At 41.4% G+C, this 17,461-nt stretch carries 11 protein-coding genes and 7 tRNA genes; 5 read left to right on the top strand and 13 right to left on the bottom strand.

What is annotated here, in order from left to right; all coding sequences use genetic code 11:
• Nucleotides 1-7: 7 nt before the first annotated feature.
• From WAA20_RS03715 to WAA20_RS03705, 3 genes are read left to right on the top strand one after another with little or no spacing between them, the layout of a single operon-like run.
• Nucleotides 8-778 (top strand): response regulator, encoded by a 771-nt coding sequence (locus WAA20_RS03715; RefSeq protein ID WP_338802227.1) that lies wholly within the window; start codon nucleotides 8-10, stop codon nucleotides 776-778.
• 52 nt (nucleotides 779-830) lie between these two features.
• On the top strand, nucleotides 831-2,564 hold the full coding sequence (locus WAA20_RS03710) for a GGDEF domain-containing protein (protein ID WP_073389660.1): 1,734 nt from the start codon (nucleotides 831-833) through the stop codon (nucleotides 2,562-2,564).
• Between the two features lie 18 nt (nucleotides 2,565-2,582).
• On the top strand, nucleotides 2,583-4,280 hold the full coding sequence (locus tag WAA20_RS03705; protein WP_073389662.1) for a GGDEF domain-containing protein: 1,698 nt from the start codon (nucleotides 2,583-2,585) through the stop codon (nucleotides 4,278-4,280).
• A gap of 117 nt (nucleotides 4,281-4,397) precedes the next feature.
• Here the strand turns inward: WAA20_RS03705 and WAA20_RS03700 are convergent.
• From WAA20_RS03700 to WAA20_RS03675, 6 genes are all read right to left on the bottom strand, one after another.
• A tRNA-Lys gene (locus tag WAA20_RS03700) sits at nucleotides 4,398-4,470 on the bottom strand.
• A 35-nt stretch (nucleotides 4,471-4,505) separates the two neighbouring features.
• A tRNA-Gln gene (locus WAA20_RS03695) sits at nucleotides 4,506-4,577 on the bottom strand.
• Nucleotides 4,578-4,660: 83 nt separating this feature from the next.
• A tRNA-His gene (locus tag WAA20_RS03690) sits at nucleotides 4,661-4,734 on the bottom strand.
• Nucleotides 4,735-4,773: 39 nt separating this feature from the next.
• Nucleotides 4,774-4,849, bottom strand: a tRNA-Arg gene (locus WAA20_RS03685).
• 30 nt (nucleotides 4,850-4,879) lie between these two features.
• Nucleotides 4,880-4,950: transfer RNA gene (locus WAA20_RS03680), tRNA-Gly, on the bottom strand.
• A 36-nt stretch (nucleotides 4,951-4,986) separates the two neighbouring features.
• A tRNA-Pro gene (locus WAA20_RS03675) sits at nucleotides 4,987-5,061 on the bottom strand.
• Between the two features lie 203 nt (nucleotides 5,062-5,264).
• Here WAA20_RS03675 and WAA20_RS03670 point away from each other — a divergent pair.
• Nucleotides 5,265-5,346 (top strand) — tRNA-Leu (locus WAA20_RS03670).
• A gap of 145 nt (nucleotides 5,347-5,491) precedes the next feature.
• Here WAA20_RS03670 and rdgB read toward each other — a convergent pair.
• The 6 genes from rdgB to WAA20_RS03640 form a co-directional block, all read right to left on the bottom strand.
• The gene (gene rdgB, locus WAA20_RS03665) at nucleotides 5,492-6,115 is read right to left on the bottom strand and encodes an RdgB/HAM1 family non-canonical purine NTP pyrophosphatase (RefSeq protein ID WP_073389664.1); all 624 of its coding nucleotides are present in this window, start codon (nucleotides 6,113-6,115) and stop codon (nucleotides 5,492-5,494) included.
• 49 nt (nucleotides 6,116-6,164) lie between these two features.
• Nucleotides 6,165-7,262 (bottom strand): N-acetylmuramoyl-L-alanine amidase, encoded by a 1,098-nt coding sequence (locus WAA20_RS03660; protein WP_167562759.1) that lies wholly within the window; start codon nucleotides 7,260-7,262, stop codon nucleotides 6,165-6,167.
• A 4-nt stretch (nucleotides 7,263-7,266) separates the two neighbouring features.
• Nucleotides 7,267-8,427: a class I SAM-dependent RNA methyltransferase gene (locus WAA20_RS03655; protein WP_073389668.1), complete on the bottom strand. Its 1,161-nt coding sequence runs from the start codon at nucleotides 8,425-8,427 to the stop codon at nucleotides 7,267-7,269.
• Between the two features lie 166 nt (nucleotides 8,428-8,593).
• Entirely contained in the window at nucleotides 8,594-10,363 is a 1,770-nt protein-coding gene (locus WAA20_RS03650; protein ID WP_073389670.1) for a methyl-accepting chemotaxis protein, read from the bottom strand.
• A 16-nt stretch (nucleotides 10,364-10,379) separates the two neighbouring features.
• Nucleotides 10,380-11,678 (bottom strand): ABC transporter substrate-binding protein, encoded by a 1,299-nt coding sequence (locus tag WAA20_RS03645; protein WP_073389672.1) that lies wholly within the window; start codon nucleotides 11,676-11,678, stop codon nucleotides 10,380-10,382.
• 228 nt (nucleotides 11,679-11,906) lie between these two features.
• Nucleotides 11,907-12,929, bottom strand: coding sequence for a LacI family DNA-binding transcriptional regulator (locus tag WAA20_RS03640; RefSeq protein WP_073389674.1), 1,023 nt, complete (start codon nucleotides 12,927-12,929; stop codon nucleotides 11,907-11,909).
• A 293-nt stretch (nucleotides 12,930-13,222) separates the two neighbouring features.
• Here WAA20_RS03640 and WAA20_RS03635 point away from each other — a divergent pair, with 293 nt between their 5' ends.
• On the top strand, nucleotides 13,223-15,658 hold the full coding sequence (locus WAA20_RS03635) for a glycosyl transferase (protein WP_073389676.1): 2,436 nt from the start codon (nucleotides 13,223-13,225) through the stop codon (nucleotides 15,656-15,658).
• A 181-nt stretch (nucleotides 15,659-15,839) separates the two neighbouring features.
• On the opposite strand, the gene WAA20_RS03630 is transcribed toward WAA20_RS03635, so the two are convergent.
• On the bottom strand, nucleotides 15,840-17,426 hold the full coding sequence (locus WAA20_RS03630) for an ABC transporter substrate-binding protein (protein ID WP_073389678.1): 1,587 nt from the start codon (nucleotides 17,424-17,426) through the stop codon (nucleotides 15,840-15,842).
• Between the last annotated feature and the right edge of the window lie 35 nt (nucleotides 17,427-17,461).

Below are 17,461 nucleotides of genomic sequence, written 5' to 3'. Positions count from 1 at the left end.
AAAATTCATGGGGATAGATATGCTTAGTGTACTGATAGTAGATGATGAAAAACTTGTAAGAACGGGCCTTGTTCTTGGAATTGACTGGGCGGCTCTTGGATGTTGCGTTGTTGCTGAAAGTAGCGACGGGCAGCAGGGTTTTGATAATGCAATGAAATATAAGCCTGATCTTATCATATGTGATATCAGGATGCCCAAAATGGATGGTATCGAAATGGTCACAAAACTTAGAAGTGAAGGAAATAACGCCTATACTATATTCCTTACAGCTTACTCGGATTTTGCCTATGCTCAGCAGGCCATTAAACTTGGGGCTTCTGACTACATCCTAAAGCCCTTCAAGGACGGAGAACTCGAAAGTGCCGTTCTTAAGATCAGGGACAAGATAGACAAGGATTACACTAATAATTCAGAGCTTAGAAAGAACTCAATCTTAAATGACGAAGCTATAAAAAAAGATTCTGTCAGCAAATATGTATCAGATGCTCTTTACTATATTGAAAAAAATTATGGAAATACTAATATAAGTGTAAAACTCATTTCAGATAGTCTGGGGCTTTCTGAAAGCCATTTAAGCCATATGTTCAAGAAAGAGACTGATTATACCATAAATGCATATATCACCAGATACCGGATAAGAGCAGCCATAAATATGCTGCAAAGCGGGAATTATAAAGTATACGAAGTTGCTGAGAAGGTCGGATATAAGGATATAACCTATTTCTCAACGATCTTTAAAAAGATAACCGGCATGTCTCCAAGTGACTTCGGTGCTTAAAAAGCAAAAAATGCTTTAAACTAAATGTTTGCAGGTGGTTACAGATAGTTGTATGATTAATAGTATCATGATGCCAAAATATACGGACAGAAATAAGTTAGCCATTTACATACTTCTTGCCGTTATAACAGCTTTTGGATTGCTCTATACATTTATTCCAGGATCCTTCCCTTCTAAATATGAAAAAGACATCATAGCGTTGACTGATGGGTGGAGTATTACTTATAACGGCGAGTCCAAAAATGATATCTCCTTATCAGAAGCAGATATTCCTGTAGCAGATACTGGTGATACCTTTATTTTGGTGCACTCTCTTTCAGATTACAGAATAAAGTCTGCATGCCTTCAGATAAAGGCTGTTCATGCAACTTTTCAGGTCTATCTGGACGATGAGCTTATATATGATTTCGCTTCTAATCTTTACAAAGAACATCGCATGCTTCCCATGGGATATGTTTATGTCCCTCTCCCTGATACCTACCCCGGCAAGACACTTACGATCTATTATACTGCAGGACAGGATACCGCCTTCTCAGGCTTTGATACGATCTATTTAGGCCTTCGCAAGGATTTTCTTAGTAAGCGCTCGGATGAAATGAGACTGCAGTTCTACATAGGCATTTTCCTTTGCAGCCTTGGCATCACATTCTGTGCCATAACTCCATATCTTATCTTTAACAAAACTGATTATAAAAGAGTTTTCCTTGGATCACTCATCTCCTTTGTACTTGGAGTCTATATACTGGCAACCGCCAATATTTTTAATTATTTCACTTCAAGGATGATAGTTAATACGATTTTGGAATATGCTTCTTTCTACCTGGTTCCTGCAGTACTTTGCGCCTATGTCGCCGTTATCTTCCCGCAAAAGTTCCTGCGCAAAGTATTCAAATACATGGCTATCGTAGATATAGCTGCATATGCTTACTGTATAATCACTCATTTTGCGCACATAGCTCTTTTCTCAACTCACACGATGCTATTCCATGTACTTATATTTATACAGGCACCTCTTGCGCTTGCCTGTGCTATATATCTTTTGTATACAAACAGAAATAAAAAAAGAAATGATCCGGATGTAGTATCCTTCCAGATTCTGCTTATAGGCCTTAGCATCTTTCTAATATGCGGCCTTGTTGAGATCGGCTTTTATAACTTCATGAAATTTGGATCTGCCAGAGGAGAAGCTTCACTAAGCCTCAGTCTTCTTACCTGCGGTTCCCTTGTGTTTGTATTATTCATCTTTATCGGATACTTCGAATACCAGATCTATTCTATCGAATCAGCTAACAGACAGAAGTTCCTTATGGGCCTTGCATATTACGATCCTCTGACAGGGCTTTCCAACAGGGCAAGATGCCAGGAAGAGATGATCACTGCTGATAATGACAATAAGGACTTTGTCATCATATCCATAGACCTTGATAATCTAAAGCAGGTCAATGACGTTTATGGTCATGATTCCGGTGATAATTACCTTAAGCTTTTTGCAGGTCTTTTAGGCAGTTCTTTTAGATCCTCAGACATCACAGGACGTATGGGCGGCGATGAATTCATAGTTATCCTTTATAACCAGAACGCTGCAGATGCAGATGCCAGAATAATGGAACTGCAGGAGAAATTTTCAAAAGCTCATTTTGGCCTTCCCGGACCAACATATGGATTTTCATATGGAATTGCGTCAAGCACAGAATTCCCCGGACATAGCGCCGAGAAAATATATACTATTGCCGACATAAGAATGTATGAAATGAAAAGAAAACGGCATGAGGATTCAGGTGTTTAAGGAGTATATCAAAACTATATGCTATATAAGAATGTACACGTTTTGTTGTGGTTCATTTTAATACTGTTTTCTGCCCTCTTTATCTCAGAGCTCGTTCTTCATAGCGAGAATTCTGCGCCTATAATAAATGAAAATCGTCTGTATGTTACTCTTAACGATACCTACAGAGGCAGATCTGAGGCAGAACATATCAATGCTTTTACAGATGATCACACTTTCAATCAGGGTGACACCGTAATAGTATCTTTTAAGCTGACTGGTGAAAAGTATGATTTCCCGACGCTCCTTCTTGCAACACAGTTTGTTGGTTATACAGTCTATCTCGATGGAAAACCCATCTACGAAAGAAGAGTTGAAGAAGCAATGCATGGAGGCTTTCTTCCAAAGGATGTAAATCTTATTCCTCTTCCCTCTACAGGCTATGAAGGAAAGAAGATCGACATATACCTGACTGTGTCCCAAAGCGGCTCCAAAACAATCATTTACACTCCGCATTTTGGAAATTTTGATGACCTTGTAAGAGAATATATAAGAAACAGAGCTGTATCCGTATTCCTTGGCACCTTCATGTGTATGTTTGGCGTAGTTTATTTCCTCATATCACTTTTCTTCGCAGTGAGGATCAGGGGCCTTGCAAGTCATATTAGATCTGCTCTCTTATGTGTATTCGGCGGAGCCTGGATACTGACATCCCAGAGGATCAATTTCATATTCATGACCAACACCAGAAGACCAGCTCAATACGAGTACGCCCTTTTACATCTCTCACTCCCTATACTTCTTCTTTTGTACTGCACAGTATGCCATATTCATAATAATAAGATTGCGATAGGCTCTACTTTAGGCATCATCTTTGTTGAGATAGTGTTTGGAATATGCCATTTTACAAGGATAAAATACATCAATAACTTTAGCAGGCCTTTTGCTGTTATCTACGCTTTAAGTGTTACAAGCTACATTATCTATTCATTCTTCTATCTAAAACGAAGAAAAGCTTCTGTATACGACAAGGTACAGCTCTTTGGTCTTGATACGCTATCTTTTTGCCTCATAATCGGAGCTGTTTTCTTTTTCAGAGATACTAGCGAAGCAAGGTTTTTTAATAATGCCGCCTCTATTTTCATAGGTCTTGGAGGTATCATATTTGTTGCTTCCCGTCTAATGACATTTATGGTTACCTTATCCAATGCTGATCCTATGAAAAAAAAGGAGATTGCTCTGTCTTCTCTTGCCTACATGGATTCTCTTACAGGCCTTCCTAACAGGACTTTCTGTGATAAGGAGACTATGCAGCTTGATGAGACAGATAAAGATTACCTTATCATTTCTTTGGATCTAAACGGTTTAAAAGAGGTTAATGATACTAAGGGGCATAAGGCCGGAGATGAGCTTTTGCAGAATTTCAGCCATGTACTTAACGTATGCTTTTCTGATCCCTTCTTCAGGGGCAGAACAGGCGGTGATGAATTTGTAGTAATTCATAAAGACGTTCCTGATGATATTGATCTGGACGATCACATCACCCATATGAACACTCTTCTTGATGCCAAGGAAAGGGAAACAGGATTTGACCACAGCGTAGCTTACGGCTACTGCTACAGGCATGAGCTTTCCAAGGATGCAACAGCACATGAAGTATACATGAAAGCTGATGAGCGCATGTACGAGCTTAAAAGAAAGCAGCATGAGGAACATCGGAAAAAGGCTTCTAAATAAAAACAGATTCACTTAGCCCGGTCTTACCGGGCTTTTTTAATTCATGTTTTTACCACAAGACGAAAGCATGAAAAAAAGCACCACCTACTGAATATATCAAATAGACGGTGCTTTCAATGAGACACGAGGGAATCGAACCCTCGACAACTTGATTAAAAGTCAAGTGCTCTACCAACTGAGCTAGTATCTCATATATTATATTAAACTTTAAAGTATAATATCGAGCTGGGCTAACCAGATTCGAACTGGTGAATGCAGCAGTCAAAGTGCTGTGCCTTACCGCTTGGCGATAGCCCATTATTAGGTACCCTAGCGATTAAATGGCTCTCTCGCTGTCGCAACAGTCTTACGGGAAGACTTCGAATCTAATCATAGTTCAGGGTGGCTAGTGGGACTCGAACCCACGGTCTCCAGAACCACAATCTGGCGCGCTAACCAACTGCGCCATAGCCACCATGTTTCATGCAAACAGTGGAGTTTTTGCATGAAAAAGTGTGTCCGAAGGGATTCGAACCCCCGACCCACGGCTTAGAAGGCCGTTGCTCTATCCAGCTGAGCTACGGGCACACGCTGCATAAGACTAAAAAGTTATATGCAAGAGCAGGTGATGGGAATCGAACCCACCTATCCAGCTTGGAAGGCTGGTGTTCTACCAATGAACTACACCTGCTTGGTAAAACTTTGCGTTACAACTCTGTTGAACGAGTCGGGGTGACAGGATTCGAACCTGCGGCCTCCTGGTCCCAAACCAGGCGCTCTAGCCAAACTGAGCCACACCCCGAAATGATGTTCGGTGGAAACTCATCAGCGCCGCAACGCAAGAGCTATTATATATCAGTTTTTCAAAACTTGTCAACACACTTTTTGAAAAAATTTTAACTCGTTCAATTATGAACATTATATCGCATTTAATTAAGATTTGCGACACCGTTTTTTCTGCGGTGATTGACACATATGCAGGCGATAATATACAATACTTTCTATGCGGATATGGCGGAATTGGCAGACGCGCAGGATTTAGGTTCCTGTACCGTAAGGTGTAAGGGTTCAAGTCCCTCTATCCGCACTTCAGTATCAAGCTGTTTTAAAGGCACTGTCTTTTTTGGGGACAGTGCCTTTTCTATTTTTGTGATCTATCAATTTTTTCTGATGATATGTCTTTTTTGACAATCTATCTTTATGAAGACCTGATCTTTAAACAGATCGTTTATTTATTCAGATATTTTCTTAAGCTCAGCCGAAAGCTGTTTTTCCATATCCCTTAAAGCCTGTCCTCTGTGGCTTATGGAATTCTTTTCTTCAGGTGATATCTGGGCAGATGTTTTTCCAAACTGTGGCAGGAAGAATATAGGGTCATATCCAAAACCGTTCTCACCGGCTATCTCGTGCCCTATGATGCCTTCCATTGTTTTTACGGATGTAAGTACCTTTTCGTCAGGTAAAACGGCTGAGACGGCGCATACGAAGCGTGCAGTGCGCTTTTCATCCGGGATACCCTTAAGTCTTTCGATTATCTTTGCATTTTTTTCCGGATAAGGAGTGTCCTTACCCATGTAGCGGGCTGAATAGATTCCTGGCTCGCCGCCAAGAGCATCAATCTCAAGTCCTGAGTCATCAGCAAGTACGATAGAGTCTGTATCACCCTTTTTGCGAAGGGCTTTAGCTATAGAAGATGCCTTGATAACAGAATTTTCTGCAAATGTTGTACCGTTTTCTTCTATATCTTCAAATACACCGGCTTCTTTCATAGATACTATTTCAAGGCCAAGGTGTCCCATTATCTGCCTTATCTCACGCAGTTTGTCATTGTTGCCTGTAGCGAATACGATTCTCATAGTAATAAGTCTCCTGGTTGTTTTTTATGAGTTTGAATATTATTCAAACTCATTTATCCATATCAGCATAGGCATACATAACAGCTTTGTAAAGACCTGTTACTATATGATCCTGGTAGCTGTAATCTGCAGATGCCTCTGAGACGCCGTCAGACACCGCAGGAGCCTTCGGAACGGTCACAAGAACGGATGGGGCGTCAAGAACTTTCATAAGCTCATAGGGGCGCTCAGACAGGGATAAAGCCTGTATGCTGTCTGTGTGTCCCGTGCCTGCTATCTCATAAGATATATCTGCAAGCACCTGCCTTGCAAAATCATCATTTCCATAATCTCTCAGATACAATGCATCGTTAAAATACACATTTGTATCTGCCCCGCAGTCTATGCATATGACAAGATCGGGGCTAAGCTCGCGGATAAAAACTTTTTTATCTACAAGCTCCATTTCACTAGAATCAGTCCTTGACAGATAGGCTTTAATTCCGTCTTTTTCAAGTCTGTCTTTAAGAGCAAGTGCTTCATAGAGCGATATATCATCAGCCATATCCCCGGCATTTACCTTATCGCTTAAAATAGGATCTATGACTATTATCCTGTCATACATCTCATGAGGGTTCACAAAAGAAACGGTCAGTGTTCCGTTATCAAGTGTGCTTGTATATTCATATATGTCATCAAGCTGGAACTCAAGACTGGATGTGCCGTCGCTTTGCGGGACACAAAGACATCCTGTGACATTTGGTGAAGCCTTGATCGTAGAATCTTTAGTATAGAATCCGTCTCCATCTGCCACTTTTATAATGAGCTGGCATGTCGTCACACGATTTTCGATAGTTATATCTTCTGATTTAGTGCCCTGAGGAAGGGAGAACTTTATACTGTCTCCCTCCTTAGACAAAGACATCTTAAACGCTTTATCTAAAAGCGCATACTGTTTACTAACAGTCGCAGCTTCTGTTACCTGCATCTTATCTTCAAGTACAACGCTTCTTGTACTTAAATATGCGATCATAAAAGAAAGCGTGATAACAGAAAAAAGTACAGCCACTACTGCAGTTTTTTTCATAAGAGCTGCATAAAGCTTATCACGTCTTTCTTTCTGCCATATGGCAAGCTCCCCCGCCCCAAGCTCAGTGTCTTTTTCCATGTCCTCAGTCATTTGTTCTATCCTTTCTGCGTGGAGGTTTAGCCCCCATGTACTGGTAGAAATATGTCTTAAGCATTCCGTTATAGATCTTGCGGTTCTTGTCAGCCTTTTTGCCTATTGCATCCTGCGCTTCCTCGAAGGAAGTGATCATGTACATGGACCAGTCGTCAAGAGCTTTGTAACGCTGGCCGAGGGTGCGATAGAGGCTGTAAAGATTAGATTTATCGCCAATTCTTTCACCGTATGGCGGGTTTGTAATGATAAATCCGTATTTCTTTCTGTGAGAAAGATCTGCCACGTCTCTTGTCTGGAAATGGATAAGGTCGCCAACACCTGCCTTATCTGCATTTATTCTTGCTATCTCGATAACAGAAGGGTCGATATCGTATCCCTGGATGTCTGTAACCACGTTAAGATCAACCTCTTCCTCGCACTCCTGCCTTACATCAGCCCAGTTCTTTGGTGTGATAAGGTGTGTCCACTTTTCTGCGTTAAAAGATCTGTGAACGCCGGGAGCGATGTTTGCTGCTATCATGGCTGCTTCGATCGGTATAGTACCTGATCCGCAGAAGGGATCGATAAGAATTCTGTCTGCATGCCATGGAGTAAGCATTATGAGGGCTGCTGCCAGATTTTCTGCAATAGGAGCCTGGGATTCGAGTCTTCTGTAACCTCTTTTATGAAGAGATACACCTGTAGAATCAAGAGCTACTGTAACTTCATCCTTATAAAGAAATACTCTTATAGGGAACTCTTCGCCATCTTCCGGGAATATGGAAGTGTTACAAGCTTCCTTCATGCCCTCGACCATGGCTTTTTTCATAACTCTTTGAATATCACTTGGGGAAAAGAGTGCGCTCTTGACTGTAGAAGCCTTGGTAACCCAGAACTTTCCATCCTTTGGAATAAATTCATCAAGAGGAAGTGCCTTGGTTCCCTGAAATAGTTCCTCGTAGGTTGTTGCTGTAAAAGATCCTATCTTGATCAGGACTCTTTCTGCTGTTCGCAGGCATATATTGGCTCTGCATACTGCATCAGCATCTCCCTGAAAAGACACTCTTCCGTCTGCAACCTCTGTTATGTCATATCCAAGGTCTATGATCTCTCTTTTTAATACTGCCTCAAGTCCCATGTGACAAGGGGCTACCAGTTCATAATACTTCATAAAAATATGGTTCCTTTAAATTTCAAAATTTGCTAAATCATTGCATATACACTAGTTATTTTAACATACCATCCCCCAATGGCATAGAGGCTGTAAAGAGGCACAAAGAAGGGGCCTCGCCCAGATGACCATCTAAAGCGAAAGCCCCATTTTGAACCCAACTACATTACAATGCAATGAACTTTTGAGTTGTTTCGTTAAGCTGTTCTGTAACCTCTGTATTTTTGTTCATCTCGTTAGAGATCTTCTTGATACCTGCTACGATCTCGTTCGAATTCTTAGCGCTCATATTAATAGCTATAGAGCTTTCCTGAACAGAATTTGTAATTGTATCTACTGACTCGACCATACCATGCATGATCTCATCAAGGCCGTCTGCTCTTTCATTAAATCCTGAAAGAAGATCATTCATGACTTCTGCCGTGTGACCATACTTCTCACCAGTGTCTACAAATTCATCGTAGTCGCCAAGAACCGTACCGTTTATGAAATCCAGAACTTCCTGAGCATTAGATGCAAGTGTCTTAACTGCCTGGGTAACATCTGCTGCTATTTCCTGAATAGTTGCTGCTGTCTGGCGCGAATTAGCTGCAAGTGAACTTATCTCATCAGCAACAACTGCAAAGCCTTTTCCAGCTTCACCTGCTCTTGCTGCCTCAATAGATGCGTTAAGAGCAAGGAGATTAGTCTGACTGGCAATATCAAGAATATCATTTGTAAGATCGCTGATCTGACCAACCTTTTCTGAATCCTTAACAGAACGTTCCAGAGTTTCTGACAAGACTGACATTCTTCCGTCAACATCCGTTTTCTTGTTATTAACTCTTACCTTGAGTTCATCAGCATCTTTCTTGATCTCATTGGCTGTCTCACTTCCCTTTTGAGCCTGATCAGTAATTCTCTGGGCAGCCTGCTTGACATCTTCTACGTGATTATTAATGGATTCAATAATGCCAACTACCGATTCCATATTGGCTGAAAGTTCTTCAAGTGCAGCCGATGAATCAGTAACATTCTCATCTGCGATAACCAGCTGAGAACGAACCTCTTCTGTACTTTGTGTAAGTACAACTGATCCGTCCTTAACTTCTTTCATGATCCCCTGAAGTGTAGCAATAAAATGATTAATACCATTTTTGATATATATAAGTTCTGATTTTGTCTTAGTATTTATACGTGCTGTAAGATCTCCTTCTCCTTTTTCGATCTTATCGATAAGGGCGTTGACTTCAGCACTGATAGAACTTATTTTCTTAACAATACTTGTATAAGAGATAATAAAGTTGGCAATTATCAGAAGTAGGATTATAACTATACCAATAACTGCGATTATTCTTCCCTGAGCAAGAAGTTCGTTCATCATAGTCTTGGTGCTTGATGCATTATCATGAATCGCCTGATCCAGAACCTTGGTAGAATGAATGATCGCAACCTTCTGGATCTCAGCCTTATCAAAAAGTATCTTGTAAGCATTGGTCTGATCATCGGCATCACGCTTTTCAATGGCTTTATCAATGTATTCGCACATCTTGGAATATTGTGACTGTATTTCTGTCATCTGTGCCTGGGCAGACTCGTTATTATAGGATTGAAAGTCACTGTCAAGATCGCTTATATCCTGTTCGATCGCAGCCTTTGCAACAGACAGCTGGGGAAGGAGTGCTTCCTGTGTCTCGGTTGATGTTGCTGCAACATAGCCTGTAACCTGATCATAATAAGACATTATGTCTGTTTTCAGATTCGCTTCATGCTCAGTAAGTGACATCATGGAGTCAAACATATCCACACTGCTTGTAGTAGATGTGTTCATTGCATTCATGATCAGTATCATGACAACTAAAAAGGCGATAAGCATGCCAATGTTTAAGACTGTGATCTTGAATACAATCGAATGAATTCCACTAACTTTTACGGAGTCTTGATTATTCTTTGCCATGTCAGTACCCCCTTTCTTATTGTCTTGAATAGTAATCAGCAATAACGCTGTTTACCTGTTTTTTAAATCCGTCCGCATCCACCTCACCTTTGGCAAAATGATAAAAGCAGTAGCAAAGACCGTCTTCGCTGTTACCGGTTCCTTCCGGAAGCTGCATCCAGTGCCAGTTAGATGTCTTATCAGCACTTATATATTCTGATATTGTCTGTGCAAAAGGATCTGAAGCAACATATTTGCAGTCTGTAAACGGACTTACAAATCCCGCGCCTTCTACAAGGATTTTTTGTCCTCCATCTTCTGAGCACCACTGAAGGAATGCCAGAGCTTCTTCAGAATTTCCTTCTTTTGTAACAGCCCACCACTGTGGTGCAGATGTAAGGATCGTATCCATTCCTTCCTGGAAAGCGTAAGGTACCATTCCAACTTTAAAGCTGCCTGCAGCTTCATAGTCAGATGCATAATCTCCAACAAGAGATGCTCCAATCCAGGATCCTTGCGTTATAAATGCATATTTACCTGCTGCAAAATTACTAACCTGCTGATCATAGGTTCCATCTGTCAAAAGGGCCGGATCGGAATATTCATTAAAAAGGCCTATCATTTCAGCATAGTCTGAAAATCTTCCGTCATCCACCTTGCTATTATTAGCCAGTCCATCGAGATAAGTAGTATCATCTCTAGCAAGACCTGAATCTATATAAGCACCAAATATATGGTTGCCTGCAGACCATCCAAGGTTCTCTGGTTCTGCACAGTATCCTATTACTGCAGTTATACCAAGAGAGCCCTTCTTTGCATCGATTGTTTCAAAAGCCTCTTTAAGTGCGTCAGGTCCTGTTATAGAAGCAGGATCAATTCCGCACTTACTAAGGATATCTGCATTATAAGCAAGGCCGATAGCTTCAGTTGTATATGGAAAACCTATTGTTCCATAAGTAGCATCGGTATAAGCTGCACTTGTTCTACCCGTCCATTCCTGATCGCTCATATCGACCAGAAGGCCTTCCCAGTTTCCAAAACCTGATGCCTCGCAGGCTATGATATCCGGCATCTGATCTGACAGATAATATCCTTTCATAGTTGCCGAAGCATCTACTCCTGCCGGCACAGCTATTATTTTTACTTCAACACCGGTTTCTTTGGTGTATGCAGCAGCAAGCTTCTCTATCTGTTCATTAACTTCACTCTTAACATTAATCAGTGAAATAGATTTAGAGGTTTCTTCTACAGCATTTTCTTCGGCTGTCTTTTGACATCCTGCAAGCGCCAGGCACACAAGCAAAGCCGAAAACAATAGTGCACAATATTTTTTCATAAAAGGCCCTCCGATTATTTAGAAACGCTTTAAAACCGTATAAAAAAAGCATTGGAAACAAGTGTGAAAACACACTATATATATCGAATCTTTTTCAAAAAATTGAACGCCTTAAAAAAAATGAACGCCTTTAAAAAAACAGTTTTTTATTAGATGAGTCACGTTAAAAAAGCTCTGAATGCTTCAAAGAGCATCCAGAGCCTGATATATATAAAACCCACTTACGATTTAATTAATTTTGCCTACTGTGCCACCAGGAAAGATCTGGCCGTCTACAGTCACCTGCTCTATCACCGTAGTACGTGGTGAATCGATAAGAGAAATAAGGCGCTGTGCTGCAAGACGTCCAAGTGTCTCCGTATCCTGATGAAGCGTTGTAAGCGGAGGATGCATGCGCATCGCGATCGGAATTCCATCGAATCCGGCAACTGAAACGTCAACTCCGGGCTGTAATCCCATCATGTGAATTGCACCAATTCCGCCGATCGCGGCAAAATCATCCGGATAAAGAATACATGTTGGCGGATCTTTAAGTTTTAAAAGCTGTTCCGTGCAGGCAAAAGCCTTTGATGTATTACGATAATCTCCTTCAAGGACATATTCTTCAGGAACATCTATGCCAAAGCTTTCACAAGTTTTATAAAAACTGGAAAGACGGCTCTGTGTAACTGATGAATATGCACCGTGAACGTATGCGATCTTCCTGTGTCCCTGCGAAATGCAATAGGTCACCAGATCTTTCATTCCTTTTATGTTGTTGGACATAATTGCAATTCGATTATCAAACACATGGTCGATGGTAACGACAGGGATATTACCTCTTATCAGTTCTTCTACTTTAGGATCGTAGAAATTGACGCAGGCAATAACGACGCCATCGAATCCCCTGTACTGTACATGCTCAAGATAACTTCTGGTCTGCTGTCCATCTGCCTGGCTGTTGATAAACGTTATATCGTAGCCTGAAGCTTCTGCACATCTCTTGAATGAATCAAGCACATGAGCAAAATAGTCATGTGTAAGACCTGACATTGCATCATCAACAAACAGAACCCCTAAATTATATGATCTGCTTGTCTTCAGGGCTTTAGCAGCTGCATTAGGGAAATATCCCATATCAGCAGCTATAAATTTTATCTTCTGCTTAGTTTCTTCACTTATATCGCCCCGATCGTTTAATGCCTTTGAAACGGTCGCTATAGAAACACCGCAAGCATCAGAAATATCCTTCATTGAAACCTTTTGACTCATAACCACCTCAAAAATAGATAAAACCCATTACTTAATCGTTTTCGTTTTTTTAATTATAATCAGTTTTGTGAATGTTTTCAATTTCTTTTTTATATATGCTTAGTTTTCGGTAAAATTGCCAAAAACTTTAATTTTTTATGTTGAATATTTCGGTTCAGTGTTCTTGAATTCCAAACCCATCTCACTTATAATGAAAAAGTATCTTAAACGTTTTCGAAGCAAAAATATCGCGAATGTTGTACGATTTTTAGTAATTTTCGTACGCATTACGCGCCAAAAGAAGAGGGGGTCCTATGAAATTCGGGCATTTTGACGATGACGCCAGAGAATATGTCATCACCACTCCTAAAACTCCACTTCCGTGGATAAATTATTTAGGAAACCAGGAGTTCTTTTCTCTAATATCAAATACTTGCGGCGGATATTCCTTCTGCAAGGATGCAAAGCTCCTGCGCATCACACGTTACCGTTACAACAATATTCCATATGACAACAACGGTAAATATTTCTACATCAAAGATGGCAACACCATCTGGAATCCCGGCTGGCAGCCAACAAAGACAGCTCTTGATGAGTATGAGTGCCGTCACGGCCTTGGATATTCAAAATTCAAGGGTGTAAAGAACGGAGTTGAGGCTAATGTTCTTACTTTCGTTCCTATGAATGACAGATGCGAAATATCACGTATCAAAGTTAAGAATACCACATCATTAACCAAAGAGCTAAAGCTTTTTTCTTATGTAGAGTGGTGTTTATGGAATGCAGATGATGATGAAAGAAACTTCCAGAGAAATCTCTCAACAGGTGAAGTTGAAGTAATCGGATCTTCTATCTTCCATAAGACAGAGTACAGAGAAAGACGTAATCACTTCGCTGTATATTCTGTAAACACAGAAGTTGACGGTTTTGATACATCAAGAGAAAGCTTCCTTGGACCTTACAACGGCAATGATACACCAGACGTTGTAACAGAAGGTAAGTGCACAAACTCAGTTGCAAGCGGCTGGTCTCCAGTTGCTGTACACCAGCTCAACGTAACACTTGAACCAGGTGAAGAGAAGAGCTTCGTATTCGTACTTGGTTATATCGAGAACGATGAAAACGATAAGTGGGAAGCTCCTAATGTTATCAAGAAGGATCTTGCATGGGAGATGCTTGATCGTTATAAGACAGATGAGCAGGTTGACAAGGCTTTTGCTGTTCTTTGCGATTACTGGACCAATCTCCTTTCCAAGTATCATGTTAAGAGTTCAAACGATAAGGTTGACCGTATGGTTAACATCTGGAACCAGTATCAGTGCATGGTAACATTCAATATGTCACGTTCTGCTTCCTACTACGAATCCGGTATCGGCCGTGGAATGGGATTCAGAGATTCATGTCAGGATCTTCTTGGATTCGTTCATCTTATTCCGGACAGAGCAAGAGCACGTATCATTGATATCGCTTCTACTCAGTTCGAAGATGGTAGCGCATATCACCAGTATCAGCCACTTACAAAGAAAGGTAATGCTGATATAGGTTCTGGATTCAATGATGATCCGCTCTGGCTCATCGCTGGTACAAGCGCATATATTCGTGAAACAGGTGATGATTCGATCCTTGATGAGATGGTTCCTTTCGATAACGACGAAAGCAAGGCTACTCCTCTTATGAATCACCTTAAGAGATCTTTTGATTACATCGTTAATCACAAAGGACCTCACAAGCTTCCTCTTATCGGACGTGCCGACTGGAATGACTGTCTGAATCTTAACTGCTTCTCAGCTCATCCGGGTGAGTCTTTCCAGACTTTCGGACCTTCAGAAGGACCTGTTGCTGAATCTGTATTCATCGCAGGTATGTTCGTTAAGTATGGTGAAGAGTACGCTCAGCTTTGTGATCTCAAGGGCGATGCAAAAGAAGCTGAGTACGCTAGAGCCCAGGTTCAGGAAATGTACGATGCAGTCCTTAAGGACGGCTGGGACGGCGAATGGTTCATCAGAGCTTATGACGCTTATTCACACAAAGTTGGTTCCAAAGAATGTGAAGAAGGTCAGATCTTCATCGAGCCTCAGGGCTTCTGCGTACTTGCAGGAATCGGTGTTAAGGAAGGCCTTGCACAGAAAGCTATGGAATCTGTTAAAGAAAAACTCGATACCAAGTATGGTATCATGATCCTCCAGCCGGCATATACCAAGTATCACTTAGAGCTTGGTGAAGTTAGCTCATATCCGCCGGGATATAAAGAAAACGCAGGCATCTTCTGCCACAACAATCCTTGGGTATCTATCGCCGAGACAGTTCTTGGTGATGGTGACAGAGCATTTGAGATCTACAAGAAGACTTGTCCTGCTTACATCGAAGATATAAGCGAGATCCACTGCACAGAGCCTTATGTATACTCTCAGATGGTTGCAGGTAAAGATGCTAAGTTCTTCGGCCAGGGCAAAAACTCATGGCTCACAGGAACAGCAGCTTGGACATTCACAGATATCAGCCAGTATATACTTGGTGTTTATCCTACACTTAATGGTCTTCAGATCAATCCTTGTGTACCTGATGGTTTCGGTGATTTCGATCTCGACAGAACCTACAGAGGTGTTAACTATCACATCCACGTAAGCAATCCTTCAAATGTTCAGAAGGGCGTATCTTCTATGACAGTTGATGGTAAGGCTGTAGAAGGAAATGTAATTCCATTCGATAGCTCAGCTAAGGATGTAACAGTAAATGTAGTAATGGGTTAAAAGAACAGAAGCAAGTAATGTTTCTTTAATACTCCTCCTATGTAAGGGCCCGGCACATATGTGCCGGGCCTCTTATTACTTACATAGAAATGCGTACGCTAAAAGCCCCCGGATGATTTCTCATCCGAGGGCTTTTATTAGGTTTTAGGTATTCTTTTATTTACTAAGAGGACTAAACTAATTAGTTAGCTGCCTTCCAAGCTTCATACTGCTTCTGAGCTTCTGCAAGAACTTCCTGGTAACCAGCTTCGTCAAGCTTCTGCTGGTACTCAGCGATAACGTCTGCAACATCTGCTGAACCGTAAGCACCCATCTCAAGAGACTGACCATACTCTGTGAAGAGGTTTACGCAAGCTGAATACTGAGCGTCTACTGAGCTGTGATCGAAACGGAAGCCGTTAGCAACTGTTCCTGATGCACCGTTGTTGAATGTGTCGTAAAGATCAACCTTATCTGAAGGCTCACCAAGCTCAAGTGTAACAGCCTTAACAGATGTTGACTCCCATGGGCTGTGGTTGTATGTAGCTGTTCCAGATGTTCTGTCTACAACGCCGTCTGTGATTACATAGTCAGTACCTTCGATACCGTATGTGTAAAGGTTAGCAATTGTCTCATCTGTGTAGAGATATCCAAGGAAATCTACACAAGCTTTTGCAACATCAGGTGTGCAAGTAGCTGCTACTGCGAAGCAAGAACCAAGAGTTGTTGTTGAACGGCCCCAGTTCTCTGTAACCTGTGCGAAGTGCTCTTCCTGGTTACCATCACGGCCTTCAGACTCTTCGTTGTTAGGAACTGCTGTCCACCAGTTAAAGAGCCAATCCTGTGTCTGAGATGTCTGTGTTGTAACTACGCCACCGATCTCATCGTCAACGTTGATATAACCCTTCTCGCCCCATTCAGCAACAAGTGTGCAGTACTCAAGGTACTCAGGTGTCTGAATTGTGTTAACGAGTTCGTTTGTCTCCTGATCAACACCGATCTGTGACATAAGTGAGTTGTCTACGAAATCGAACTTATCAAGATAGAATCTGTAGAACATAGGTGTGTTAGCAAAGATGAATGGATACTTAATGCCAGCATCAAGTGCTTCATCCATGTATGGCTCAAGAGCTTTAAGACGAGCATATGTATCTTTCTCACCTTCAATAGCCTTAGCGATTGCTTCTGGATCTTCACCTATTGCTTCTACGTTAGAATCAAGCATCTTGATCATGTAGCCTTCAGCACCTTCTTTGTATACAGGTACGAAGTAATCTTTTCCGTCATAACGTGCTGACTCCCAGAACCATTCAGGCATTGAATCCCAAAGCTTTGTTCCAGGAAGAAGATCTGTAAGGTCATAAGCTGCGTTTGCATTGTAAAGATCGTTTGTACCGATTGTTGACCACCAGTTAGCTGTCCAAAGAAGGTCAACTTCCTTACCAGCAAGTGCCATGTTAGCCTTGTCGCCGTACTCACCGTTCATGATATCGTGGATATCAACTGTGTATGTAGCGCCAAGCTCTGCAAGACGAGCGTTGATAGCATCTTCAACTGCCTGAACTTCAGCTTCATCTACAGATCCTGTGTTATATGTAGCTCTGTAAATTCTAATCACTGTTCCATCGCTTGTACTACTTGTCTGTGAAGCGCCGTCAGCCTGTGTTGAATTTCCTTCAACAGCCCCACCATTTGATTCTGAGCTACTGCATCCAGCAAGCATAGCTGTTGCCATTGTTGCTGAGAATATGCAAGCTAAAGCTCTCTTTGTTAATTCATTTCTTCTCATAAGAACCTCCCTCTTATATTAGAATGATTTTATTA

The organism is Butyrivibrio fibrisolvens, assembly GCF_037113525.1.
GTDB classification, from domain to species: Bacteria; Bacillota; Clostridia; order Lachnospirales; family Lachnospiraceae; genus Butyrivibrio; species Butyrivibrio fibrisolvens.
The sequence above is the reverse complement of the archived record's forward strand: the minus strand, read 5'-3'. Positions and strand labels throughout refer to the sequence as shown.